General features: G+C 55.5%; 26 protein-coding genes and 1 tRNA gene. 2 read left to right on the top strand and 25 right to left on the bottom strand.

All coding sequences use genetic code 11. From position 1 onward, the window contains the following. Positions 1-373: 373 nt before the first annotated feature. Together PG1C_RS14220 and lgt are read right to left on the bottom strand one after the other, a co-directional pair. Complete coding sequence (locus tag PG1C_RS14220) at positions 374-1,168, bottom strand: enoyl-CoA hydratase (RefSeq protein WP_202635370.1); 795 nt, start codon at positions 1,166-1,168, stop codon at positions 374-376. Between the two features lie 133 nt (positions 1,169-1,301). Continuing rightward, a complete protein-coding gene (lgt, locus tag PG1C_RS14225; protein ID WP_202635371.1) occupies positions 1,302-2,090 on the bottom strand; it encodes a prolipoprotein diacylglyceryl transferase in 789 nt (262 codons plus the stop codon). Positions 2,091-2,180: 90 nt separating this feature from the next. On the opposite strand from lgt, the gene ilvD reads away from it, so the two are divergent. Both ilvD and mobA read left to right on the top strand, forming a co-directional pair. Then, the gene (ilvD, locus tag PG1C_RS14230; RefSeq protein ID WP_202635372.1) at positions 2,181-4,028 is read left to right on the top strand and encodes a dihydroxy-acid dehydratase; all 1,848 of its coding nucleotides are present in this window, start codon (positions 2,181-2,183) and stop codon (positions 4,026-4,028) included. A 45-nt stretch (positions 4,029-4,073) separates the two neighbouring features. After that, on the top strand, positions 4,074-4,676 hold the full coding sequence (gene mobA, locus PG1C_RS14235; protein WP_202635373.1) for a molybdenum cofactor guanylyltransferase MobA: 603 nt from the start codon (positions 4,074-4,076) through the stop codon (positions 4,674-4,676). Positions 4,677-4,796: 120 nt separating this feature from the next. Here mobA and PG1C_RS14240 read toward each other — a convergent pair. From PG1C_RS14240 to PG1C_RS14345, 23 genes are all read right to left on the bottom strand, one after another. Further along, positions 4,797-4,870 (bottom strand) — tRNA-Gly (locus tag PG1C_RS14240). A gap of 58 nt (positions 4,871-4,928) precedes the next feature. After that, positions 4,929-6,386 carry a ribonuclease G gene (gene rng, locus PG1C_RS14245; protein WP_202635374.1) on the bottom strand — a complete coding sequence of 486 codons (1,458 nt, stop codon included), beginning with the start codon at positions 6,384-6,386 and terminating at the stop codon, positions 4,929-4,931. Positions 6,387-6,413: 27 nt separating this feature from the next. Next, positions 6,414-7,037, bottom strand: coding sequence for a Maf family protein (locus PG1C_RS14250; RefSeq protein WP_202635375.1), 624 nt, complete (start codon positions 7,035-7,037; stop codon positions 6,414-6,416). Positions 7,038-7,042: 5 nt separating this feature from the next. Continuing rightward, on the bottom strand, positions 7,043-7,513 hold the full coding sequence (gene rlmH, locus PG1C_RS14255) for a 23S rRNA (pseudouridine(1915)-N(3))-methyltransferase RlmH (protein WP_202635376.1): 471 nt from the start codon (positions 7,511-7,513) through the stop codon (positions 7,043-7,045). An 18-nt stretch (positions 7,514-7,531) separates the two neighbouring features. After that, complete coding sequence (gene rsfS / locus PG1C_RS14260) at positions 7,532-7,885, bottom strand: ribosome silencing factor (RefSeq protein ID WP_202635377.1); 354 nt, start codon at positions 7,883-7,885, stop codon at positions 7,532-7,534. 7 nt (positions 7,886-7,892) lie between these two features. Further along, positions 7,893-8,660, bottom strand: coding sequence for a nicotinate (nicotinamide) nucleotide adenylyltransferase (gene nadD / locus PG1C_RS14265; RefSeq protein WP_202635378.1), 768 nt, complete (start codon positions 8,658-8,660; stop codon positions 7,893-7,895). Continuing rightward, the gene (locus PG1C_RS14270) at positions 8,653-9,411 is read right to left on the bottom strand and encodes a BPSS1780 family membrane protein (RefSeq protein WP_202635379.1); all 759 of its coding nucleotides are present in this window, start codon (positions 9,409-9,411) and stop codon (positions 8,653-8,655) included. The genes nadD and PG1C_RS14270 overlap by 8 nt, the downstream gene beginning before the upstream one ends. After that, positions 9,408-10,316 (bottom strand): tRNA 2-thiocytidine(32) synthetase TtcA, encoded by a 909-nt coding sequence (gene ttcA / locus PG1C_RS14275; RefSeq protein ID WP_202635380.1) that lies wholly within the window; start codon positions 10,314-10,316, stop codon positions 9,408-9,410. Before ttcA ends, PG1C_RS14270 begins: the two co-directional genes overlap by 4 nt. Before the next feature lie 8 nt (positions 10,317-10,324). After that, positions 10,325-11,098: a pteridine reductase gene (locus tag PG1C_RS14280; RefSeq protein ID WP_202635381.1), complete on the bottom strand. Its 774-nt coding sequence runs from the start codon at positions 11,096-11,098 to the stop codon at positions 10,325-10,327. After that, entirely contained in the window at positions 11,095-11,973 is an 879-nt protein-coding gene (locus PG1C_RS14285) for a tRNA threonylcarbamoyladenosine dehydratase (RefSeq protein WP_202635382.1), read from the bottom strand. Before PG1C_RS14285 ends, PG1C_RS14280 begins: the two co-directional genes overlap by 4 nt. A gap of 72 nt (positions 11,974-12,045) precedes the next feature. Next, positions 12,046-12,237, bottom strand: a complete 192-nt coding sequence (locus PG1C_RS14290; RefSeq protein WP_202635383.1) for a 4-oxalocrotonate tautomerase — start codon at positions 12,235-12,237, stop codon at positions 12,046-12,048. A 14-nt stretch (positions 12,238-12,251) separates the two neighbouring features. Next, positions 12,252-13,040 (bottom strand): 2-oxo-3-hexenedioate decarboxylase, encoded by a 789-nt coding sequence (gene dmpH, locus PG1C_RS14295; RefSeq protein ID WP_202635384.1) that lies wholly within the window; start codon positions 13,038-13,040, stop codon positions 12,252-12,254. 16 nt (positions 13,041-13,056) lie between these two features. Further along, complete coding sequence (gene dmpG, locus PG1C_RS14300; RefSeq protein WP_202635385.1) at positions 13,057-14,115, bottom strand: 4-hydroxy-2-oxovalerate aldolase; 1,059 nt, start codon at positions 14,113-14,115, stop codon at positions 13,057-13,059. Between the two features lie 11 nt (positions 14,116-14,126). Further along, entirely contained in the window at positions 14,127-15,050 is a 924-nt protein-coding gene (locus tag PG1C_RS14305) for an acetaldehyde dehydrogenase (acetylating) (RefSeq protein WP_202635386.1), read from the bottom strand. A 48-nt stretch (positions 15,051-15,098) separates the two neighbouring features. Then, positions 15,099-15,893: an SDR family NAD(P)-dependent oxidoreductase gene (locus PG1C_RS14310; RefSeq protein WP_202635387.1), complete on the bottom strand. Its 795-nt coding sequence runs from the start codon at positions 15,891-15,893 to the stop codon at positions 15,099-15,101. A gap of 11 nt (positions 15,894-15,904) precedes the next feature. Then, positions 15,905-16,687, bottom strand: coding sequence for a 2-oxopent-4-enoate hydratase (gene dmpE / locus PG1C_RS14315; protein ID WP_202635388.1), 783 nt, complete (start codon positions 16,685-16,687; stop codon positions 15,905-15,907). Positions 16,688-16,695: 8 nt separating this feature from the next. Continuing rightward, positions 16,696-16,938 (bottom strand): aldehyde dehydrogenase family protein, encoded by a 243-nt coding sequence (locus PG1C_RS14875; protein WP_284431769.1) that lies wholly within the window; start codon positions 16,936-16,938, stop codon positions 16,696-16,698. Then, positions 16,857-18,152: a 2-hydroxymuconic semialdehyde dehydrogenase gene (locus PG1C_RS14320; RefSeq protein WP_284431770.1), complete on the bottom strand. Its 1,296-nt coding sequence runs from the start codon at positions 18,150-18,152 to the stop codon at positions 16,857-16,859. Before PG1C_RS14320 ends, PG1C_RS14875 begins: the two co-directional genes overlap by 82 nt. 239 nt (positions 18,153-18,391) lie before the next feature. Next, positions 18,392-19,012, bottom strand: coding sequence for a DUF924 family protein (locus PG1C_RS14325; protein ID WP_237218227.1), 621 nt, complete (start codon positions 19,010-19,012; stop codon positions 18,392-18,394). Continuing rightward, positions 19,012-21,633, bottom strand: coding sequence for a DNA topoisomerase III (locus PG1C_RS14330; protein ID WP_202635389.1), 2,622 nt, complete (start codon positions 21,631-21,633; stop codon positions 19,012-19,014). Before PG1C_RS14330 ends, PG1C_RS14325 begins: the two co-directional genes overlap by 1 nt. Before the next feature lie 67 nt (positions 21,634-21,700). Continuing rightward, the gene (locus PG1C_RS14335; protein WP_202635390.1) at positions 21,701-22,186 is read right to left on the bottom strand and encodes a Smg family protein; all 486 of its coding nucleotides are present in this window, start codon (positions 22,184-22,186) and stop codon (positions 21,701-21,703) included. A 4-nt stretch (positions 22,187-22,190) separates the two neighbouring features. Beyond that, positions 22,191-23,396, bottom strand: a complete 1,206-nt coding sequence (dprA, locus tag PG1C_RS14340; RefSeq protein WP_348539346.1) for a DNA-processing protein DprA — start codon at positions 23,394-23,396, stop codon at positions 22,191-22,193. Beyond that, positions 23,350-24,393, bottom strand: coding sequence for a LysM peptidoglycan-binding domain-containing protein (locus PG1C_RS14345; RefSeq protein WP_202635391.1), 1,044 nt, complete (start codon positions 24,391-24,393; stop codon positions 23,350-23,352). Before PG1C_RS14345 ends, dprA begins: the two co-directional genes overlap by 47 nt. Positions 24,394-24,422 lie beyond the last annotated feature (29 nt).

The raw sequence follows: 24,422 nt of genomic DNA on the forward strand, positions 1-24,422 counted from the left end.
ACCAGAGGCCGATAATATGATCGCCTCTGGCCCTTTCCTTTCACCTTTCAGTTGGTCCCAATCGCAATATCCCGCTGTACGCCGTGCATAGCTCGCGGTCGAGCGGCAGCAGCGGCAACAATGCCAGCCTCCACCGTGCACTGACTAGATGCGGTGCCCGTCCTGACCCATCCCTGCGCAATGCAAGAACATAACAATTCGCCGGCTGTTCCATGGCTTCAAAATGCATCGCGGTTTGCTTCGCGCTCCGGACTGTCAATGATCAACCCGATTTCGGTGTTCAAATGCTTTGATCTCCAAAGCTGACGAAAATGCGCTATGTGCGATAGCGTATGGAGAAGGCTGCTTAGGGTGCCGGCTTTTCAGCGTCTGACTAAGTGCCCTTCCATGCCGGTGTACGTTTTTGCATGAAGGCATCAATACCCTCAGCGGCATCGTCCGTCATCATGTTGCACGCCATGGTTTTGGCAGCCAGCTGATAGGCGGCATCCAGCCCTGTTTCGAGTTGCTGATAAAACAACCGCTTGCCCATGGCAATCGCCACGGGTGATTTGCCGCATATCGAATCAACCAGCCGCTGCACTTCGCTATCCAGCCTTTCCGCTGGTACGGCACGATTGATCAAGCCACGGCGCGCAGCTTCCGGCGCATCGATAAATTCACCGGTGAGCAGCATTTCCATCGCCTCTTTGCGCGCCATGGCACGGCCCAGGGCAACTGCGGGCGTTGAGCAAAACAAACCCACATTAATGCCGGACACCGCAAAGCGCGCCTGCTCGGCCGCGATGGCAAGATCACACATCGCCACCAGCTGGCACCCCGCGGCCGTTGCAATACCCTCCACTCGCGCAATAACAGGTTGCGGCATCTGTGTGAGGGCCATCATTATCTCGCCGCATTGCCTAAACAAATCCTGTATATATTTTTTGGTGTGCTGGGCGCGCATTTCTTTGAGATCATGCCCAACGCAAAATGCTTTACCTGCACCCTTTATCACCACAACGCGCACGGATTTATTGGTGGCAATCGCCGCAAGTTCAGTGTGTAATGCGGTGAGCAAGGCTTTTGACAGCGCATTAAATTGCGCTGGCCGATTCAACGTGAGCGTGGCTACACCGTGCGCATCATCGCGCAAGAGTACGGCTTCCGGAGCTGCGTTGTTATTCATGAGATTCTCCTCACCTCGCGGTTGTTTGGTAGCAGGAAACGTCGCGCGCTCACTTTTCCAGATCGCCGCGCCAACGGAATAATACGGACAACTAATAACCTCTTGCCCACGCCGTCTTACCAGCGCCGACTTTTTAGCGCGTCGCTGGTACTTTTCGCAAACACAGCCACAGACCCACCGCAATCATCGGCAGGCTGAGCCACTGCCCCATGCTCACGGTGTAAGAAAGCCCGAAAATGCCCGCATCCGGCTCACGAAAAAATTCTGCCGCAGCGCGCAGCACACCATAACCGATGAGAAATAATCCCGACACGCGCCCAAGCGCACGTTGCCGCGCTGAAAAAATCCACAGCAAGATGAAAAGTAGCAAGCCTTCACCTGTGGCTTCATACAGCGGTGAAGGATGGCGCGGCAAGTTATCCACTTGCGGGAACACCATCGCCCAAGGCAGCGTCGCATCTGCCACGCGACCCCACAGTTCACCGTTAATAAAGTTGCCTATACGCCCTGCCATTAACCCCAGGGGCACGAGTGGCGCAATAAAGTCGGTAACCTGCAAAAATGTTTTGCCCTGTTTGCGTCCCCACACACCCATCGCTATAAGCACGCCAAGAAAGCCACCATGAAAACTCATGCCACCCTTCCATACTGCAAAAATTTCCAGCGGATGCACCAGGTAATATCCTGGGTCATAAAAAATCACCTGGCCCAGACGCCCGCCCAGTACAACACCGAACACGCCGTAGAACAGCAAACCGTCCAGATCGATCGCCGTCATGTCATGCCACGGCTGGACCCGCGCACGCCATTTGCCCAGCCACAGAAAGGCCATGAAACCGGCAAGATACATCAACCCATACCAACGCACGGCCAACGGGCCAAGGTGAAGAGCGACAGGATCGAACTGAGGATGAATCAACATGGGCTTATGCGTGGGTTTGGGCTAGAATTCCCATTCTAAGTCATAACTTGCGCGCTACGCTCTGTCGTGCCGCGACTTCCGGAGATCATCATGCCAGCTTATCGTTCACGTACATCCACCCACGGCCGCAACATGGCCGGCGCCCGCGCCCTGTGGCGTGCTACCGGCATGAAGGATGGTGATTTTGGCAAGCCCATTATCGCTGTGGTGAATTCCTTCACTCAATTCGTGCCCGGCCATGTGCATCTGAAAGATCTGGGACAAATGGTCGCGCGTGAGATCGAAGCCGCTGGTGGCGTAGCGAAAGAATTCAACACCATCGCGGTGGATGACGGTATTGCCATGGGGCACGGCGGCATGCTGTATTCGCTGCCTAGTCGCGAGCTGATTGCTGATTCAGTTGAATACATGGTCAATGCCCATTGTGCGGACGCCATGGTGTGCATTTCCAACTGCGACAAAATTACACCGGGGATGCTGATGGCATCCTTGCGCATCAATGTCCCCACCGTTTTCGTTTCCGGCGGGCCCATGGAAGCGGGCAAGGTGCAGTGGCACGGCAAGTTCCGCAAGGTGGATTTGATCGACGCGATGGTCGAAGCAGGTGACGCAAAAAACAGCGACGCCGATGTGGCCGACATGGAGCGCTCCGCTTGCCCGACCTGCGGCTCGTGTTCCGGCATGTTCACAGCCAACTCGATGAACTGCCTGACCGAAGCGCTGGGCTTGTCCTTGCCGGGCAATGGTTCACTACTAGCCACCCACGCTGACCGCAAACAGCTTTTCCTGCGCGCCGGACGACTGGTAGTCGATCTGTGCAAGCGCTGGTATGAGCAGGATGACGCCAGCGTTCTGCCGCGCAACGTGGCGTCGTTCGAAGCGTTTGAAAATGCCATGACGCTGGACATCAGCATGGGCGGCTCAACCAACACCGTGCTTCACCTGCTGGCCGCTGCGCATGAAGCGGGCACTAACTTCACGATGCAGGATATCGACCGCCTTTCGCGCCATGTGCCATGCCTGGCCAAAGTGGCGCCAGCCACGCAGAAATATCACATGGAAGATGTGCACCGCGCAGGCGGCATCATGGCGATTTTGGGCGAGCTGGATCGCGCCGGTCTGATTCATCGCGACCTGCCCACGGTGCATTCCCCAACGCTGGGCGCAGCGCTCGAGCAGTGGGATGTGGTGCGCTCGCAAGACGCCACCACCCAGGATTTTTATCGCGCTGCACCCGGCGGCATTCCGACACAAACCGCGTTTTCGCAAGATCAGCGTTATCCCGATCTTGATCTTGATCGCGCAGAAGGCTGCATACGCGACAAGACGCACGCCTATTCGCAAGATGGTGGCCTGGCCGTGCTCTTTGGCAACATCGCAGAAAAAGGGTGCATCGTTAAAACGGCAGGCGTGGATGATTCCATTCTCAGATTCACCGGCCGCGTGCGTCGTTGCGAATCGCAGGAAGAGGCCGTGGAAAAAATTCTGACAGACCAGATCGTTGCTGGCGATATCGTGGTCATCGTGTATGAAGGCCCCAAAGGCGGACCGGGCATGCAGGAAATGCTTTACCCCACCAGCTATTTGAAATCCAAAGACTTGGGCAAAGTCTGCGCACTGCTGACCGACGGCCGTTTTTCTGGCGGCACGTCCGGCTTATCCATTGGTCATGCCTCGCCAGAAGCGGCGGCAGGCGGCGCCATTGGTTTGGTTGAAGAAGGCGACACCATCGAGATCGACATCCCCAACCGGAGCATCAATCTGGTGATCGAAAAGTCGGCGCTGGCAACACGGCGAAAAGCCATGGAAGCACGCGGCGCAGCGGCATGGAAACCGGTCAATCGGCAACGCGAAGTCTCTGCAGCACTCAAGGCCTATGCGGCACTGACCACCTCGGCTGACACGGGTGCCGTGCGTGACGTGACGCAGCTTGATTGAGCTTAGTTAACTTGGCCGCTGCCTGCTTAGCCCATCTGCTGGCGCATGACCCACATGACCCCGGCGTTAAACGATGAACCCATCACCGGTGTAATTCTGGCCGGTGGCCAGGGCAAGCGCATGGGTGGATTGGATAAAGGCCTGCAAGACTTACACGGCCGGCCGATGGTGCAATGGGTAATCGATCGGCTGGCACCGCAAGTAGCGCACCTGCTGATCAACGCGAATCGCAACCTTCTCCGGTATGAGGCTTTTGGCTATCCCGTAATTGCCGACGGAATACCCGATTACGCTGGCCCTCTGGCGGGCATCCAGATGGCCTTAACCCACGCGACCACTCCGCTAGTCGCTACCGTGCCGTGCGACTCGCCTTCGCTGCCAAGCGATCTGGTGGCACGCCTGGCGCGCGCCTTGCAGGAAAATTGCGCCGATCTGGCCGTGGCGCGCACCATCGAGCACACCCATCCGGTGTTTTGCCTGGCACGCCGCTCATTGTTGCCACAGCTGAATGATTATCTTGCCCGCGGCAACCGCCGAGTTACCAGCTGGCACGCCCTGCTAAAAACATGTGACGTACTGTTTGACGACAGCACAGGGGCATTTAGCAATCTCAACACAGCACAAGCGCTTGCCCGCCATATAAATTAAGCAGGCAGCACGTCACAGAAAAAATACTTGGGCGCGGGTTGGCGCATGGTTTGGGGGTGGCAGCGTTAGCAGTGTGAAGTGATCACCTGCCCGAAACTAACGCTGATTTAGTAAAAAAACTGGAGCGGGCGAAGGGAGTCGAACCCTCGTTATCAGCTTGGGAAGCTGGAGTAATGCCGTTATACGACGCCCGCGTGTTTTTGGAACTAAGCCTGGAAATTAGCCTGAAAAAGCCAAGCGCGGATTTTATCCTTACATCAGCACAATGTCGAACTGCTCTTGCGTATAGCCGCTTTCAGCATGGAGTGACACGGAGCGGCCAATGAAGTCGGACAGCATGGTCAAGGCTTGCGCTTCTTCTTCCAGAAACTTCTCGATCACCACCGGGGCAGCGATTACGCGTAGTTCGCGGGTAGCAAACTGACGGGCTTCGCGCAATAGCTCACGCAAGATTTCATAGCACACGGTTTGCGCCGACTTTATTTCGCCACGCCCACCACATACCGGGCAAGGCTCGCAAAGAATCTGCGCCAGGCTTTCACGGGTGCGCTTGCGCGTCATTTCGATCAACCCCAGCTGGGTAAATTCCGACAGGGTCACGCGCGTGCGATCAGACGCTAGCGCCTTTTTAAATTCTGCGAGAACCGCCGCCTGATGCTGCTCATCTTCCATATCAATAAAATCGACAATGATGATGCCACCCAAGTTACGCAGGCGTAACTGATGCGCTACCGTTAGTGCTGCTTCAAGATTGGTCTTGAATATCGTGTCGTTAAAATTACGCGCGCCGACAAATCCACCCGTATTGACATCAATGGTGGTCATGGCTTCGGTCTGATCAAAAATCAAATAACCGCCTGATTTCAGATCAACACGCCGCGCGAGCGCTTTTTGTATTTCATCTTCGATGCCATGCAACTCAAACAATGGGCGGTCGCCCGTGTAGTGCACCAGACGATCACTGACTTGTGGCACATATTCTTGCGCAAAAACTTTCAGTTTCTGAAAGTTTTCACGTGAATCGATCAGCACAGCGGTGGTTTCTTGTGTGACCAGATCACGCAACACGCGTTGCGCCAAGGTCAGATCATGATGCAACAGCACCGGCGGAAACATCCCCACGCTGCGCTGTTTTATTTCCTGCCAGATGCGCCGCAAATAGACGATGTCAGCCGCCAGCTCTTCATCGCTGGCCTCAAGCCCTACAGTGCGCAAAATGAAGCCGCCACGATCTTCTGGTGAGAGTAGCGCTTGAATACGGCCACGCAATTTTTCACGCGCTTCTTCATCAACAATCCGCTGAGAAATGCCCACATGATCATCTTGCGGCAGGTAAACCAATAGCCTGCCTGCAATCGAAATCTGCGTGGTTAAGCGGGCGCCTTTGGTACCGATGGGATCTTTTTGTACCTGGACACGCAGCGATTGCCCTGCGGTGAGTATCTTTTCAATAGACCGTTGTTCTGTTCCATTGGCCGCTCGCTCTTCCCAGATATCCGCGGCATGCAAAAAGGCTGAGCGCTCCAGACCAATATCGATAAATGCTGACTGCATGCCGGGCAAAACACGCACCACATAGCCAAGATAAATGTTGCCGACCACGCCGCAACTGTTGTTGCGTTCAATATGTAATTCCTGAACGACGCCTTGCTGTAATGAAGCAACGCGTGTTTCTTCTGGCGTGAAATTGATTAGAAACTGTTCAGCCACGTGTACGCACCATCAGCAGGGGTGTCATCACACGGCTTGCCCGAATTCACGCAGCATGAGCACTGTCTCACACAATGGCAAACCCACAATGCCCGTATAAGAGCCATGAATAGATTCAACAAAGGTCGCCGCACGGCCTTGAATGCCATAAGCACCGGCCTTATCTAGCGACTCACCGCTTTGCACATAGCGCTGAATTTCATCTTCTGTGAGCGCTCTGAACGTGACATCGCTCACCGATAAGCAGGATTTAACCCGCGGCTCAATATCGTGCGGCATGGCTGCCACAACCGCAGTCAACACCCGATGACTGCGGCCGGATAAGCGACGCAAAATGGCGATGGCATCAGCACTATCTTTTGGTTTGCCGATCACTTCGCCGTCTAGATCAAGCGTTGTGTCAGCTGCTAGCAGCAAACGTTTTGGCAAGTGGCGTTGCAGCAAAAGATTGGCACCAAAAATGGCCTTGGCTCGGGCAACACGCTGCACATAGACTTCTGGCGTTTCGCCAGGCAAACAACTTTCATCAACTTCCGCATCCTGTCTTTCGGCAGAACGCAGTAACATTAACTCAAAACGAATACCGGCCTGATTGAGCAGCTCTCGCCGACGTACGCTTCGCGATACAAGATAAATACGGGTATCAGGCATAGGGATTACTCACGATGATAAGGGTGTCCTTTGATCACGCTGGCTGCACGATACAGCGCTTCAGCCAGGATAACCCGGACGAGTGCGTGGGGTAAGGTCAGGCTGGAAAGCCGCAGCGTTTCGTGGGCAGTTTCCTTGATACGTGTTGCCAGGCCGTCGGGGCCACCAATCAGGAAGGCGACATCACACCCTCCTGCCATCCACTGGGTTAATCGCTCGCTCAACTGCCGCGTGGTTACCACGTCACCCTGTTCATCCAGCACGACGCGGCGGCAAGACGCAGGTAATGCAGCATCAAGGCGCGTCGCTTCAGCAGCCATCATCGCGACGACATTTTTGCCTGTCGTGCGGGATTCGGGTTTAATTTCCAGTAGATCAAGCGATAACTCGCGCGGCATGCGCTTGGCATAGTCACCCCAACCTGCCGCCACCCATTCGGGCGGTCGAGTAGAGATCGCAGCGACAATTAATTTCACAGTCTCACGTCTCCTGGCTCACTTGTCCACAGATTTCTTGCCGCGCTTGGGCACTGTTTGCCAGAGCTCTTCGAGATTGTAATGGGCGCGTATTGTCGGCTGCATCACATGCACCACAATATCTGCCAGATCAACCAGCACCCACTCACCCGTTTCCTCGCCTTCTATGCCGATCACTTGACCTTCGGCCTCTTTGACTTTGTCATACACGTTGCGCGCCAGCGATTTAACGTGACGACTGGAGTCCCCGCTGGCAATGATCATGAAGTCAAACATTGAGGTGAGCTTGCTGGTGTTAAGCACTTCAATATCTTTTGCTTTGATATCTTCAAGCGCGTCGACAACTATTTTTTGCAGTTTTTTAATGTCCATAGGGCGTTCAGTAAATAGAATGGGTTTCAATATAGTCGAGAACGGTGTCAGGCACCAAATGGCGCACACTCAGACCCTGCGCCAACCGCTGGCGAATCATGGTCGCTGAAATGGCTAGCGGGGTAATGGTAAAAGGCACAATGCGGCCGGCAGGTGCCGAAGAAATATCGGCCGGGCGACCAAACCGCTCAGTCAACACGTCGGCAAGATGCACTTCCACCCTGTCTACCGTATCATCGGCGCCGAGCATTTGCGGCTTTTTTTCGGCATCTGTCGTGATTGTATTGTCCGACTGACGCGCCAGGGCGGTGGCCGGCAGCAGTGCCGCAGGTTGCCCTGGCCGTGTGGCAACACCAATGTGCGCCAAGTGAAGCAGCTCTTGCCAGCGATGCCACGCGGGTAGTCGGGCAAAAGCATCTGCGCCCATGAGTAACACCAAGGGGCGCGCTGCGCCATGTTGCGCACGCAACCGCTCGAGTGTGGTGACGGTATAACTGGGGCTGCGCGTGACGACTTCGGTAGCATCCAGCGCAAACCCGGACACGCCAGCAAGCACGCGCGCTACCATGGCCAAACGTTGCTGCGGGCTAGCCTGTGGTGCCTCGCGTAACGGGGGGTTGCCTGCCGGGACAAACACTACGCTGGTGAGTAAAAGCGCTTCACGTGCCTCTATGGCCAAGCGCAGATGCGCTATGTGCAGTGGATCAAACGTGCCACCAAAGACACCCAGCGCACCCTGCACAGCTGGCGTGGCTAGCACTCGTGACTCATTCATCGGCCACGACAGACTCACTAAAGACATCGCGGTATGAAATATAAATACTCGAGACGAGTATGGGCCCCAACAGCAACACCAAGGCCAGCCGTGCCAGCATAGCCAGAACCCCGGCCATTGACGGCAAAAGCAGGCCGGCGATTACGATCACCGCCCCGGGCAGAACGACGCCTACGCCCAAAATGACCAATCCATACACCGTGAAAGCTCGCCAGTTACGCCAACTGGCGACAAAACTGAAGAACAAGGCTTTGAGCGCCGTCATACCGTTCCAGGCAGTGAGCAGTGGCGCAAACCAGAAGGCCATCACGACGGGGCTGGCTAAAAGCAAAAACAGGCCAAGATGGCTAATCACATCTGAAAGTTGTTCTGCGGCTTTGCTTTGGTCAGGGTTCAATTCGATCATCAGGGGTTGACTTGCGAGTAGCAAAATAACCGAACCCAGCAGGTGCAACCCGCCTAACCTCAGCAAGTTGATACGCTGTGCCTCTAGACCAGAGATCAAAATGTCTTGCGTCAATGGCTGATCGTGATCCAACGCGCGGCACGCGTTGCCGAGTAGTGCGGTTAATGTCGGTAATACTAAAGGCAGTAAAAACGGGCCAACGAAGGGGATCAGGTTAACGACCAGCACCACGAAAAAATACACCAGGGTGATACCCGTCATCTGGCGCGGATAGCGGCGCAAGAGTCGCCAACCAGCCACTAGCCAAAGTAGACCATGACGTGCAGGCAAGGTGCGGACATTCATCGTTCGTCTTTCAGGGCAAAGTTGATCGCTTGTGGGGCGGGCGCTGGAAACCCCGGCGGATCAAAGGCGCGATCGCCTTCAGGGTTAGGCACACCGGTGATGGTGAGATCGGCAAAATTAAACAGTTTTGCATCCAGCAAATGCGAGGGCACCACGTTCGACAGACTGCGAAAAAGCGTTTCGATGCGTCCGGGAAACTGCTTTTCCCAGTCGCTCAGCATGCGTTTGACCAGCTGGCGTTGCAGATTGGGTTGCGAACCGCACAAATCACACGGAATAATTGGAAACTCGCGCAGCGCAGCCCATGCTTCCAGATCACTTTCCCGGCAATAGGCCAGCGGACGTATCACCATGTGACAGCCATCGTCCGAGACCAGTTTGGGCGGCATGGATTTTAATTTTCCGCCAAAGAACAGATTTAAAAACAGGGTCTGCAAAATATCATCACGGTGGTGGCCAAGGGCGATTTTTGTCGCACCCAACTCGTCGGCGACGCGGTACAAGACCCCCCGACGCAGACGCGAACACAGCGAGCAGGTGGTTTTTCCCTCAGGGATGACGCGTTTGACGATGCTATAGGTATCTTCGTTTTCGATATGAAAGGGAATGCCTAGCCCCGTCAGATATCGCGGCAATACGTCGGCAGGAAAACCCGGTTGTTTCTGATCAAGATTGACCGCGATGATTTCAAAATCAATCGGCGCATGCTCACGTAAATGGAGCAGCATATCGAGCATGGCATAAGAATCTTTGCCACCGGATAGGCAAACCATCACCCGATCGCCCGCTGCGATCATGTTGAAATCAGCAATCGCCTGGCCGGTGTTGCGGCGGAGTCGCTTGGCCAGCTTGTTGGCTTCAAAAGCCGGTTTGTTTGCCTGCCGTGCTGTTAGAGGAATATTCATTTCCCGCCTTATAAGTGGGCGCTTCTGCCGCCATCCACCGTGATGACTTGCCCGGTCATATAGGGGGCGTCAAAAACAAGAAATCTCACCGCACGGGCAATATCAGTTGCCGAACCTACCCGTTTAAGCAAGGTGTGCTCGATGATGGCCTGTCGTTCATCAGATGGAAAATCACTCGCGTTTTCTGGCCAGTCAACGGCACCAGGTGCCACCGCATTAACCCGCACCTGCGGGCCGAGTTCGATGGCCAGTGCGCGCGTCAAACCCAGCAAACCTGCTTTGGCAGCGCAGTACAGCGCATACCCTTTGAGTGGCCGCTCGGCATGAACATCCGTCAAATTGACAATGCATCCCCCGTGCAGCACGAGCTGTGGCGCCGCCGCTTGCGCGAGAAACAGCGGTGCCTTGAGATTCGTGCCGATGAGATCATCCCACGCTGCCGTATCCGTAGCGCCGACTTTTGTGGGATAAAACGACGAGGCATTATTCACGAGCCCATCCAGCCGTCCAAAGTAATCGACCACCGCAGTTACCAGTCCGGGTAATGCGCCCATATCGCGCAGATCAGCAGCAAATGCAGCGGCTGACTCTGGCCGCAGTGCGTTTAGCGATGCCTTCAGTGCCAGCGCTTCTGAGGTGGAGGTGTGATAGTGAATCGCGACATCGGCACCTGCCGCATGCAGTATCCGCACGATCTCGGCGCCGACACGGCGGGCCGCGCCGGTGACTAGGATGACACGCGGGATGCCATGCGCAGGGAGGGAGGGTTTATCTGAGTTCATCGTGTTGGCAGTATACCGGCCAACACACGCGCTGCCGCAGCAAAGCCAAAACCCGCAGTGACTGCAACAGAAGATCCATAGCCCGCGCAGGCAAGGCCAGCACTGCCATCCAAGCCGGCACGGTCGTCGTCCGTTGCGCAAACATTTGTACCCGAAGCATCCACCCTAATGGGTACCCTGGCAGGGCGCCGTATTTGTTCTGGTGAAAAAACACATTCCACGCCAAACTGCTTTTTTGGATCACGCGAAAAGTTATACAGCTTGCGCAGCCGTGCACGTACTTTCGATGCCAAAACATCTTGCGTTGTACGCGACAAATCCACCACCTGTATTTGTGTGGGGTCAAGCCGCCCTCCCGCGCCGCCCGTGGTCAGGATGCGTATGCCTCGGTGGCGGCAATGCGCAATCAGCGCGGCTTTGGCGCGCACGTTATCAATGGCATCAATGACAGCATCGCACGCTGGAATAAGATCAGCCACGTTCGTCTCATTGATAAATTCTTCGATAGTCACCACCTGACAGGCCGGATTGATTCCCCCAATGCGCGCAGCCATCGCCAGTACCTTGGCAGCGCCCAGGGTAGCTTCTAGCGCATGAATCTGACGATTGATGTTTGAAGCCGCGATGTGATCAAGATCAATCAGCGTGATGCGCCCCACCCCTGAACGGGCCAGCGCTTCAGCCGCCCATGAACCCACGCCGCCAATCCCCACCACCACGACGTGAGACGCCGTAGCGCGGGCCAGAGCACCGACGCCATACAAGCGATCAATGCCCGCGAATCGTCGGGCATGATCACCCCTGTCTACAGCGGACAGAGGATTACTTGATGAAACAAGCGGTGAAATAAGCGATGAAAAAAGCAGGGAAGGCATAAGGTGTCCTGTAGTCTGAACGGATGACGAGTCATCCTGCAAGAGCGCCTTCCCTGGGTTGCTGGCAGGTTTTTATCTGCCCAGCTTTTTAGCGCTAACACCGCCAATGCCAAAATGAGCCTTTGGCATTTCCTGAATAATCACCCGGACGGTTTCTGGCTTGACCTCCAGGCTGTGGCATATGGCATCGGTCACTTCGGCAATCAGACGCTCTTTTTTTGCATCGTCACGCCCTTCCATGAGGTGAATCTGCACGATAGGCATTTGATCTCTCCTCCTTATACGAAACGCAGCGAAATGCTGCCCATACCCTGCACACGTAGCGTAATCGCATCGCCTGCCTTGACGACTACCGCCTCGGTGATGCCGCCTGAAAGAATCAGCGAACCAGCCGGAATTTCTTCGCCGCGCGCGCCCAGATGATTCGCCAGCATGGCAATGGCAGCAGCGGGATGGTTAAGCACCGCAGCACCGGCACCAAAGGCAACGGGTTCACCATTTTTTTCCAGCACGATGCCGACGGTGCGCATATCGACATCCGCAGGGGATTTGATCATGCCGCCGACCACATAACGCGCCGCCGAGGTGTTATCTGCAATCACGCTTTTCAGGTCAAACTTGAAATCGCGGTAGCGCGAATCAATCACTTCAATGCCGGGCAAAACAAAGTCTGTTGCCGCCAGCACGGCTGCGATATGGCAACCTGGTCCACGCAACGGTGCTTTGGTGACGAACGCAATTTCAGGCTCTACCTTGGGATGAATCAATTCGGAGGTCTTTACTTCACCACCGTCCAAGATACAGCCGTAATCTGTAATAAAGCCAAACACTGGCATCGACACACCCATCTGTTTCATTTTGGCATGCGATGTCAGCCCAGCTTTAAAGCCGGTGATTTTGTTTCCCCGTGCAATTTTTCTTTGCTTGATGGCCTCTTGGATGGCATACGCATCCTCGAAATCCATATCCGGGTATTCCTCGGTTATTTTCAGCGTATCGCGTGCTTCCAGCTCACAATTTTCGAGGTGTTCTGCCAGCTTGGCAATGATAGCTTTATCCAGTTTCATGCAATTTTCTCCGTATTCAAGCGGCTTTGGCTGCATGGACCTTGTCTGCAGTCTGCATCTTGAGCTTGGCTAGCGTCATGGCAGTATCTTCAATCATATCTTCCTGCCCGCCGACCATGCCGCGCCGACCCAATTCAACCAACAAATCGCGAGAGGGAATGCCATATTTCGCACCCGCGCGCTTGGCAAACAGCAAGAAAGAGCCGTACACTCCGGCATAGCCCAAAGTGAGTGCATCACGGTCAATGCGAATCGGGAAGTCCATCAAGGGCACGACCAGATCGTCGGCCACATCCTGAATTTTCCAGACATCAACGCCAGTTTCAATGCCCATGCGATCACATACGGCGATGAGCACTTCGATTGGCGTGTTGCCAGCGCCGGCACCCAAGCCTGCGCTCGCCGCATCAATACGATTCGCACCGCATTCCACCGCCGCGATGGAATTGGCGATGCCCATCGCCATGTTGTGATGGCCGTGAAAACCAAGCTCGGTTTCAGGTTTGAGGGCAACGCGCACAGCAGAGATTCTGGCCTTGACATCATCCGGCAGCATGTAGCCTGCGGAGTCAGTGATGTAGATGCAGTTTGCGCCATAACTTTCCATGAGCTTGGCTTGTGTCACCAGGCCTTCGGGCGTATTCATGTGCGCCATCATCAAAAAACCCACGGTATCCATGTTCAGCTTGCGCGCGAGCATGATGTGCTGTTCAGACACATCTGCTTCGGTACAGTGTGTCGCAACGCGAATAGTGTTCACACCAAGATCGTGCGCCATGCGCAGGTGATCGACAGTACCAATGCCTGGCAATAACAGCGCCGAGATCTTGGCTTTTTTCATCAAGGGAATCACCGCGCCGAGATATTCTTCGTCAGTATGGAGTGGAAAACCATAATTTACCGAAGAGCCGCCCAGGCCATCACCGTGAGTGACTTCGATCAGGGGAACACCCGCTTCATCCAGCGCACTGGCAATTGACCGCATTTGATCGAGTGTCATTTGATGACGCTTGGGGTGCATGCCATCACGCAAGGTCATGTCATGCACAATGATTTTTTTGCCTTTTAGATCCATGAGAGTTCTCCTTAGGCCGCCAAAGGTGCGGCAACGGGTTCAAGAACAAGCTTGCCGGCGATAATTTCTTCGGCAAACATTTCAGCAGTACGTGCAGCTGCGGCAGTCATGATGTCCAGATTGCCGGCGTACTTGGGCAGATAATCACCCAGGCCTTCCACTTCCATGTAAATCGAGACGCGATTGCCATCAAAAATCGGGCCATTAACCAGCCGGTAACCAGGCACATACTTCTGTACTTCTTTGATCATGTCGTGAATCGACGCCGTGATTTTTGCTTGATCGGGCTCGGTTTCGGTCAGACAGTGCACGGTGTCACGCATGATGAGTGGCGGCTCAGCCGGATTGATGATGATGATGGCCTTGCCCTGTTTGGCGCCACCCACTTGTTCAATACCGCCTGCCGTGGTACGCGTGAATTCATCAATGTTCTTGCGTGTACCGGGGCCTGCCGATTTGGATGAAACCGTGGCTACAATTTCGCCGTACTTCACGGGCTGCACGCGGGAAACAGCGGCCACCAGCGGGATCGTTGCCTGACCACCACAGGTGACCATATTCACATTCATTTCACGTTTGCCAAGGTGCTCTGCGAGGTTCACCGGCGGGATGCAATACGGACCGATGGCAGCTGGCGTCAGGTCTATCATCATGACGCCAAGCGCATTCAGTTTGCGGCTGTTTTCCGCATGCACGTAAGCACTGGTGGCATCGAAAGCAATCTGGATATTGTCTGCCTTGACATGAGGCAACAGGCCATCCACACCATCGGCAGTAACCTTGATGCCCATTTCAGCAGCGCGCTTTAAGCCATCCGAGCTTGGATCAATACCTACCATCCATACTGGCTCCAGCACAGGACTGCGCTTGAGTTTATACAGTAGATCGGTGCCGATATTGCCGGGGCCGATTAATGCACAACGGATTTTTTTCATCTCGGTAACTCCTAAAAAAGGTAAATGGTAATACAGGCGAAGATAAGGTTAAATCAGACTACGAACAACGCCCCCTTCGGCATGAATCGCCGCGCCATTGGTTGCGGCAGATAGCGGGCTACACAGATAAGCGACGGTACTGGCAATTTCTGCAGGCTCAATCAACCGTTTGAGTATAGAGGTGGGCCGGGCAGAAGAAAAGAGTTGTTGCTCCATTTCGGTAAAGCTTAAATTTTTCTGCTTTGCCAAGTCGTCAAGATACTCAGCAACGCCTTCCGTGCGCGTCGGCCCTGGTAACAGGGCGTTAACCGTAACACGTGTTCCGGCACAGGTTTCGGCCAAACCACGTGACACAGAAAGCTGTGCCGATTTTGTCATGCCGTAATGCACCATCTCAGCCGGCGGGCACACACCAGATTCGCTGGAAATGAAAATGATACGCCCCCAGTCACGGGTTTTCATTTGCGGCAAATAGTGACGCGCCAACCGCACGCCACTCATGACATTCACCTCGAAAAACCGAAACCATTCGCTATCATCAATCGCTTCAAACGGCACCGAGGCAAAAATGCCCAGGTTATTGACCAGAACATCTACCTCGGGGCAAGCCGCCAGAAGCTGTGCAACCCCCGTAGCAGTCGATAAGTCCGCAGCAATGCCTCGCACTGCAGCCTGCGGGCAAGCGGCACGCAAGCGCGCCAATGCGTCATCCACTCGCGGCTGCGTGCGGCCGTTGAGAATAACGTGCGCGCCTTCGGCCGCCAACGCACTGGCAATGGCAAAGCCAATGCCGGCAGTAGAGCCGGTAACCAGTGCACGCTTGGCGTTAAGTTGTAAATCCACCCTGGGCTCGCTTAAACGAAGCGTACCGAACAGCCACCAATGCCGCCAATCGTGACACGGAAATTATCGCCCGCCTGAATGGGAAACATCGCGGCCAGCGAACCAGACAACACGATTTCACCTGCTTTGAGCGGGATGCCTAACGCTCCGAGCGTATTGGCCAGCCAGGCAATGGCATTCACTGGCGAAGCCATGGTCGCAGCCCCCGCACCGGTACCGACAATTTCGCCGTTCCTTTCAACCAACATACCGCAAGTCATCAGGTCAACCTTGCGCACATCAACCAGTTGATCACCCAGCACCATGACGCCGCACGATGCGTTATCCGCCACGGTATCCTGAACTTTGATTTTCCAGTCACGAATGCGTGAATCGACAATCTCGAAACAAGCGATCACGCCTTCTGTAGCCGCCAGAACATCTGCGCCAGTAACACCCGGGCCCATCAAGTCTTTTTTCATGACAAACGCAATTTCGCCTTCCGCCTTAGGCTGGATCAGCGATTTGTACTCGATGGCTTCGCCTTCGTTGTAAATCATGTCATCAAGCAAAATGCCAAAATCAGGCTGATTCACGCCCAGCATGTTCATTACGACACGGCTGGTGACGCCAATTTTTTTGCCGACAATCCGCGCACCTTTTTCTATCCGACGCCCCACCAAACGGCTCTGAATCTGATAGCCATCGTTGATGGTGATATCCGGGTAACGGTTGGTCAGAGGGTCAATCACTTGTCCCGTAATCAGTGCTTGATAAAGTTCATCGCCTAACCGCTGGATCGTTTGCTTGTCCATAGTCATCCTTAAAGTTTGATGCAGATATTTTTAAGTTCTGTGTAAAACTCGAGCGAGTGAACACCACCCTCGCGGCCAATACCGGATTGTTTAGATCCACCGAATGGGGTGCGTAAATCACGCAGGAACCAGCTATTCACCCAGGCAATACCGACTTCCATTTTGGCCGCTACACGGTGTGCCCGAGAGATATTCTGCGTCCAGATCGCTGTTGCCAGGCCATAGTCATTGTCATTGGCACGCGCCAGCACCTCTTCTTCGCTATCAAAGGGCGCAATGTGGCAGCACGGGCCGAAGATTTCTTCTCTTTAACCACCGAGGCCGTTTCAGGTAATCCTGTCCAGATGGTCGGTTGTACCCAGCAACCATTCGCCAGATCGCCTGGCATACTGGGCGTGCCCCCGCCGGTAACAACCGTAGCACCTTCTTCCGCCGCCTTACGATAGTACGACAACACTTTTTCCTGGTGTTCCTTGCTGATTAACGGCCCCATATTGGCAGCCTCATCTTCGGGACGACCCAGTTTCAGGCCTTCAGCACCTTTTTTCATGGCTGCGACAAACTTCTCAAAAATCGGCCGTTCGACATACACGCGCTCGGTGCCAAGACACACTTGGCCACAGTTGGCAAAAGCTGAACGCATCGTGCCTTCAATGGCCGCATCAAAATCGCAATCAGCAAACACAATGGCCGCATTTTTGCCGCCCATTTCCAGCGATACAGGGCGTGCGCCTTTTGCTGCCGCTTTCATGATGACCTCGCCTGTGCGCGTCTCGCCGGTAAAGGTAATGGCATTAACGCCCGGATGGCCCGTCAGGAAAGCCCCGGCGGAGTTAGGTCCAAACCCGTTCACCACGTTATAAACGCCTTTGGGCATACCCACCTTGTTCATCACTTCGCCCAGCAACAATGCCGTTTGCGGTGTTTCTTCAGAAGGCTTGACCACCACAGTATTACCGCATGCCAACGCCGGGCCCACTTTCCAGGTCATCAGCAGCAAGGGAAGATTCCAAGGACACACCACACCCACCACACCCACAGGGGCACGATAACCATAGTTGATCGCGCCCTTGCCATCGGGCGTGGCTGTTTCGAAAAACTCGGTCGGAACGTTTTTCACGACATCGGCAAACACCTTGAAATTGGCTGCGCCGCGCGGAATATCAATATGCCGGGCGAGACTGCGCGGCTTACCCGTATCGGCACATTCAGCGGCCAGAAAATCCTCGAACCGCGCATTGATCTCATTAGCCACTGCGTACAACAACTCAACGCGATCCACCACCGCCATCTGCCCCCACGGGCCATTGAGCGCTGCGCGCGCGGCCTTTACCGCCGCATCCACTTCAGCTTGGCCCGCTTCTGACACCTGCGCGATCACTGTATTGTCCAGCGGGGAGCGCTTCTCAAACCATTTTTCGGTGGCGACAAACTCGCCATTGATAAAGTTTTTTATCTGCTTCACAGCCAATCCCTTTCGCCGCTCTATGAGTAAAGTCCAGCCACGCTTCGGGATGACGGATAACGCGTACTACACGCGGGCAAGGCCGCAACGCTGATTTTCTTTAGTTATCCCGAAAACGCATCAAGTGTTTCTTGAGACTGCTAAGTATAAACCCTCGCCACGTGCCACGTGAACCCTTACGCCAGTGAGGGCATACACGCGCCATGCAAACTGGCGCTGCCCGCAGGCATGCCACGGCATCAGAACGATGAGCCGGGTTGCTTGAGAAATTCAAGCTCTTCAGTCGTCGAGACGCGCCCGAGGATGGCATTGCGATGCGGAAAGCGGCCGAAGCGCGCGATGGCATCTCGGTGCCGAATCGCATAATCAAGCGCGACAGCGAATGCGGCAGCAAACGACGCAGAATCAGCAGCGTCCGTGGTAATTGACGCATCAGCGTGCAGACGAGTGAAGAGAACGACAGCGCGCTCCTGATCGGCCAGCGATTCGCTGTGCTCGAAAGGTAAATAAGCGAACCAGCGCATGAACGGCGGCAAGGCCAGATCACGGCCATTGCCCACCAGCGCGTTTGCCAGCGCCAGCGCTTGCGCGTCCCCCGCAAACGCACGTGGCGTATTGCGAAAAATGTTGCGCGTGAATTGGTCAAGTAACAGGATGTGTGCGAGCTGCTCCTCAGAGGCATCCGCCGAATGCCGCTGCCCAGTTAGCGCCGCTTCAACATCCGCTGAAAAGCCTGCGCGAATCGCCGCGTCGAAGACAACATCTTTGCGGAACCATTCGGCACGGTAGCGGTTATGGTCACGGTCACTCGCAGGCAGAAACCAGAAATCGAGAACCGCCTGCGCCGTGGCTGGAATCACTACGTCTTCCTGGTGGCGCGCTTGGTTGCTGGAGTCTTTTTCGCGGCACTGGCCTTGGCCTTGGCTTTAACCGGCTTTGCCGCCGTCTCACCCGCGCCGACTTTTGCGGCGATTTTCTCCGCGGGCTTTGCAGCGGGCTTTGTCGCCGGCTTCGCTCCCGCTTTCGCTACACGCGGCTCGAACTCGAAACTCACCTTGCCGGTGGCGGCGTCACGCATCAAAAAGGCAGAAAACTTGCGCCGCGTCTTGTTGGAAATAAATCCCCTGAGCAAGCTGGTCTTGCCGGTTTCCAGCAACTTTTGCATTTCTTCCCGCGCAATTTCCTGTTGCAGGATCACCTTGCCGGAACGGAAATCGCAACTCTTCGCCGCACCCACGGCTTTTTCGCAGACATACGCCATGCCGTGTTCAAACACGCGCGCCGCACATTTGGGGCAAGCGCCCAGTGACTCCTGGCCGGAGAAATCCACCGCTTCGTCGGCCTCAGCATCCGACTGGCCGAAATCGAATTCAGGCGTGTGATCCTCCTTGAGTTTGATCATCGCCGCGAAAGCCCGCCCCATCTTGCTGCGAAAGCCTTGTAGCGGGCCGATGACGCGGCGGCTGAGGAGTTCATCCATCTCCTCAGGTTCCCACTGGCGGCTGGCGACGACCTTCCACAGGCTGTAATCGCAAGATTTGCACTGAAATTTTTTGTAGTTCTCCTGAATCACACCACCGCATTTGGGGCAGGGAGTTTTCAGCGTTGAAAAAGCGGCATCAGGCAGCTCGCCGGTCTTGATGCGCTCGACCATCTCGCGCGTCTTGTCCATGATATGGCTCATGAACTCATCACGTGGCAAGCGGCCATGTTCCATCTCACGCAGTTTGTGTTCCCATTCGCCGGTTAGCTCAGGCGAGCGGATTTCATCGACACCGAGATTTTCCAGCGCGAATAACAACGATGAAGCCTTCGCCGTCGGCTGCAATTCGCGGCCATTGCGGTGAATGTATTCCTCCGCAATCAAGCCTTCGATGGTCGCCGCGCGCGTTGCTGGTGTGCCCAGGCCGCGTTCGGCCATGGCTTCACGCAGCTCTTCGTCTTCGATCAGCTTGCCGGCGCCTTCCATCGCGGTGAGCAGCGTGGCCTCTGAAAAACGTGGCGGCGGCTGGGTGGTTTTGGCTTTGACTTCGACATCCTTGGCCCAGACGCGCTCGTTCTTTTCCAGCGGCGGCAGGTTTGGATTCTCATCATCTTCCTGCGACTCTTTGCCATACACGGCAAGCCAGCCCGGCGTTATCAGCACTTTGCCTTCGGTCTTGAAGACTTCATTTTCAACACGCGTCATGCGCGTAGTGATGTTGTATTCAGCGGCTGGATAAAAAATGGCGAGAAAGCGTTTGGTGACCAGATCGTAAATTTTCTGCTCGGGTTCCGAGAGCGTTTTCGGCACCGTGCCAGTAGGAATAATGGCAAAGTGATCGGATACTTTCGCATTGTTGAAAATGCGTTTGTTCGGGTGCACCCAACCGCTTTTCAAAATCATGCCAGCAAAGGGCGCGTAGGACGTCTCGGCCATTGAACCCAGCGTTTCCTTGACGGTGCCCAGATAATCTTCAGGCAGATGGCGGCTGTCGGTCCGCGGATAAGTCAGCGCCTTGTGCTTTTCGTACAACGCTTGCGCCAGGCCCAGGGTGTTTTTTGCTGAGATGCCAAAACGACTGTTGGCTTCGCGCTGCAGCGAAGTCAGATCGTAAAGCATCGGGCAGGCTTCGGTCTTGGGTTTGCTTTCCTCTTCGACCATCCCGTGCTGACCCAGGCATTTGGTGCGGATGGCGTCAGCGCGTGCTTGCGCCCACAAGCGTTCAGCGCGAGCGTGTTCATCGTCTTCTTTTTTGAATTTCTCGTCGATCCAGCGGCCACGATAGGTACCAGCCACACATTGAAATTCCGCCTCCACTTCCCAATAGTCGCGCGAAATGAAACTTTTAATGCGGCGCTCGCGCTCGACCATGATGGCCAGCGTGGGCGTTTGCACACGGCCGACGGGTGTCTTGTAGAAACCACCTTCCTTCGAGTTGAACGCCGTCATGGCGCGCGTGCCATTGATGCCGATCAGCCAGTCGGCTTCCGAACGGCAACGCGCGGCATCGGCCAGTGGTCGCATTTCGGCGTCAGTGCGCAGATGCGCGAAGCCATCGCGGATCGCTGTCGGCGTCATCGATTGCAGCCACAGCCGACGCACCGGCTTTTGCTTCTCGCCCAACGCATGCTGGACAACGTAACGGAAAATCAGTTCGCCTTCGCGTCCCGCATCACAGGCATTAACGAGACCCGTGACATCCTTGCGCCTGATCAGGCGCGTCAACAGCTTTAACCGTTCCTGGGTGCGCTCAATCGGGTTCAGTGCAAAATGGGGCGGAATCGCAGGCAAATGCGCAAAGCTCCATTTGCCGCGCTTGACCTCATATTCTTCCGGTACAACCAGTTCCAGCAAATGGCCGATGGCCGAAGAGAGCACATAGTTTTCGCTCTCGAAATAGTCCCCCGTGCGCTCGAATTTTTCACCCATGCCGCCCAATGCCTTGGCGATATCCTGGGCGACGGAAGGTTTCTCGGCGATGATAAGTTGCTTGGTCATATCTGTAGGCGACGCGTATCAAGAGCGGCGCATCATAAGCGCGGCTCGTAACATCACGCAAGCGGTGTTAGTTAAGCAGGATGCGGGTAACGTCTTCGCCAATCTCCAGATCGGCCTCATCAACCTCTTCTGCCAAGAGCTCTTCTAAGACCAAAGCATCGACTTCATGCCGTGTGCGCCAAATCATGGCGAGCACGACAATCTTGAAGCGGTCCAGGCTGATTTCATTGTCTGGCAAGGCCAGCGCGCGCTCAATGATGGCTTCACGCAGCGGGGCATCAATCGCGGCACACTGTTCAAGAAAGCTGATAAACCCACGGCATTCGGTCGACAAGCGCGCTTGCTCTTCCTCGTCATAAATTCGGATCGACCCTGCGGCGGGCGAGTCGCACGATGCCTGATGCTCAGCCGCCAGGCCATCCATCCATGATAGGGCCGCACTGATGTCGTCGGTCTCAAAGCCAGCGGCCGAGAGCCTTTTCGCCAACACGCCAGCCGGTGGGCAGGTGTCGGGAAGATAGTTTTCAAAGAGGTAAACAAGGATTTCCATCATGGTGTCAGTCCAATCGCTGATAGAGGCCGCCGGGCAGCTGCGCAACACGGCCGACAAGTTCCAATGGTAACAGGATGGCAAGAAGTGCCGCCGGCGTCAAGTCACTGCGGGTGGCCAAGGTGTCCAGATCACAGGGTGTGCGGCCCAATAAAGTAAGCACCTGCTCTTCGCTTTCATTTGCTTTTATCGCCGTCTCACCAGCCCGCCCCGAGGGAAATACCCTTGGGGTGCCGGCTTTTTCAGTTGGCGTGCGGCTCCAGCGCAACTCTTCCAGAATGTCCTGCGCTGATTCAACCAGTTTCGCGCCTTGACGAATCAATTGGTGGCATCCGCGTGCGAGGGGCGAGTGGATCGAACCGGGAATGGCAAACACGTCACGCCCAGCTTCAGCCGCTAGACGTGCGGTAATGAGCGAACCGCTTTTAGGCGCGGCTTCAACCACCAGACAGCCCAACCCCAGGCCAGCGATCAGCCGATTACGGCGTGGAAAGTTGGCCGCCAGCGCGGGCGTACCCAACGCAAATTCACTCAAAATCACCCCGTTTGCCACAATTTCGCGGGCCAACGCTTCATTACGCGCCGGATACAAGCGATCAGCCCCCGTGCCGATGATCGCCACCGTTCCGGCCGTCGTGCTTAGACCACCCCGGTGCGCAGCGGCGTCAATCCCTAACGCCAACCCGCTTACCACCGTCAGTCCAGCCTGGCCTAAGGCCGCTGCAAACGCCTCGGCGTCGCGCTCGCCTTGTGCGGTGGCGTTGCGGCTACCGACCACGGCAAACATGGGCTGCGCAAGCAGTTCCAAACGCCCGCGCACGTACAGCACTAACGGAGGGTCGTCCGCTGTTAATAAGCTGGGCGGATATTCCGCGTCTGCCAGGGTGAGTAGATGATTACCTGGCTGCTCGACCCACGCCAGCGCCGCCTCAATAGCCGCCGTTGGCTCAGGGCTTTGCACCCGCTCGGCTAACGCAGGTCCCACCACAGCAGCAAGTGCTGCATGGCTGGCAGCGAAAATTGCTCCAGGCAACCCAAACGCCTTGAGCAATGCCCTCCGCGCGCCATTACCCACGCCGGGCACATGCGTTAAGCGCAGCCAGCTCGCCAGCGCCACACGCTCCACTTCATTCATCGTGTAGCCCACAGGAAATATGACGTGATGTTCAGGGCGTATGCGCCGCGTCGCCAACGACCACGGGCTGTTGCGCACTCATCACCAAAGCATAGGCGACACGATCAAAGACACGGAAAACAAACACCAGGCCATTGCGTGCATCGGGCAAGGTGTAGGTTTTTTTCTCGCCTTGATAACGGTCATCCAACGTAACGCCCGCCTTGTCTATCACCAGCACATGGCCCGCCTCAATACCGTCTTTTTTTCCCCGATTCAAGACTACCACCGCTTGCGGCCCACCATAATAAACCCCGCCATAAATTGACAACACCCGCGCTTTAATCACTTGCTCAGGGGCATGCGGGGTATAGCTCACCACATCCATCCGTGGGGCAGGCAACAACAAATCGCCAGCGAGTACTTCTTCTTTTGTCGTCAGCAAGCGAAAGGACGTCACTTCGCCTTGCGTCGTCATACGCGCAGTGCCGATATACAGCGCCTCAAAACCCAGCGTTTCTTTTGTCTCGGGATCATTGAGGGGTTTGCCCGCGCGAAACACTTGCCACGTAGGCCCCGTAGCCGCCGAACCGGTAGCCGCCGCTGCCGATGTTGTGTAAATCGTATCGCCGGCACCGGCAATAACTCGATTATCCTGCAAGCCAATCACGCGTAGCGCGCCCTCCATGCTGGCTTTATCAACCACCAAAGGCTGCGATAAAAAAGGCTCAATGTCTTGCGGAGGAATCGCCGGAATCGCCTTGTTTGCAGGCTCGATATACTCACGTGGCGATAGTTTTTCAGTTTTCCCGGTAGCGATCGTCAACCGTGGTTCACGCCCGCTTTTATCCAGCACCAAAATCTGGCCCGGATAAATCCAGTGTGGATTTTTAACCTCTTGCGCATTCATTCTCCATAATGCTGGCCAGCGGTAAGGGTCTTTCAGGTATTTGGACGACAATCCCCACAGCGTATCCCCGCGCACCACGGTGTACCGCTCTGGCGCACCGTCAGCAAGCGCCAGCGATTCGGTAGGCTGGGCGTAGACTAAGGTGGTTGAAATACAACAGAGTAGGACAGATATAATGCGATGCATGGTATGACCTCCGGCCGGGTGTCTGGAAC

The sequence above is a fragment of the Rugosibacter aromaticivorans genome (genome assembly GCF_000934545.1).
GTDB classification, from domain to species: Bacteria; Pseudomonadota; Gammaproteobacteria; order Burkholderiales; family Rhodocyclaceae; genus Rugosibacter; species Rugosibacter aromaticivorans.

Coding starts and splice junctions, on each gene's coding strand:
- PG1C_RS14220 (WP_202635370.1), bottom strand. CDS start 1,168: ATGAATAACAACGCAGCTCCGGAAGCCGTACTCTTGCGCGATGATGCG.
- lgt (WP_202635371.1), bottom strand. CDS start 2,090: ATGTTGATTCATCCTCAGTTCGATCCTGTCGCTCTTCACCTTGGCCCG.
- ilvD (WP_202635372.1), top strand. CDS start 2,181: ATGCCAGCTTATCGTTCACGTACATCCACCCACGGCCGCAACATGGCC.
- mobA (WP_202635373.1), top strand. CDS start 4,074: ATGACCCACATGACCCCGGCGTTAAACGATGAACCCATCACCGGTGTA.
- PG1C_RS14250 (WP_202635375.1), bottom strand. CDS start 7,037: ATGCCTGATACCCGTATTTATCTTGTATCGCGAAGCGTACGTCGGCGA.
- rsfS (WP_202635377.1), bottom strand. CDS start 7,885: ATGGACATTAAAAAACTGCAAAAAATAGTTGTCGACGCGCTTGAAGAT.
- nadD (WP_202635378.1), bottom strand. CDS start 8,660: ATGAATGAGTCACGAGTGCTAGCCACGCCAGCTGTGCAGGGTGCGCTG.
- PG1C_RS14270 (WP_202635379.1), bottom strand. CDS start 9,411: ATGAATGTCCGCACCTTGCCTGCACGTCATGGTCTACTTTGGCTAGTG.
- ttcA (WP_202635380.1), bottom strand. CDS start 10,316: ATGAATATTCCTCTAACAGCACGGCAGGCAAACAAACCGGCTTTTGAA.
- PG1C_RS14280 (WP_202635381.1), bottom strand. CDS start 11,098: ATGAACTCAGATAAACCCTCCCTCCCTGCGCATGGCATCCCGCGTGTC.
- PG1C_RS14285 (WP_202635382.1), bottom strand. CDS start 11,973: ATGCCTTCCCTGCTTTTTTCATCGCTTATTTCACCGCTTGTTTCATCA.
- PG1C_RS14290 (WP_202635383.1), bottom strand. CDS start 12,237: ATGCCTATCGTGCAGATTCACCTCATGGAAGGGCGTGACGATGCAAAA.
- dmpH (WP_202635384.1), bottom strand. CDS start 13,040: ATGAAACTGGATAAAGCTATCATTGCCAAGCTGGCAGAACACCTCGAA.
- dmpG (WP_202635385.1), bottom strand. CDS start 14,115: ATGGATCTAAAAGGCAAAAAAATCATTGTGCATGACATGACCTTGCGT.
- PG1C_RS14305 (WP_202635386.1), bottom strand. CDS start 15,050: ATGAAAAAAATCCGTTGTGCATTAATCGGCCCCGGCAATATCGGCACC.
- dmpE (WP_202635388.1), bottom strand. CDS start 16,687: ATGGACAAGCAAACGATCCAGCGGTTAGGCGATGAACTTTATCAAGCA.
- PG1C_RS14330 (WP_202635389.1), bottom strand. CDS start 21,633: ATGACCAAGCAACTTATCATCGCCGAGAAACCTTCCGTCGCCCAGGAT.
- PG1C_RS14335 (WP_202635390.1), bottom strand. CDS start 22,186: ATGATGGAAATCCTTGTTTACCTCTTTGAAAACTATCTTCCCGACACC.
- PG1C_RS14345 (WP_202635391.1), bottom strand. CDS start 24,393: ATGCATCGCATTATATCTGTCCTACTCTGTTGTATTTCAACCACCTTA.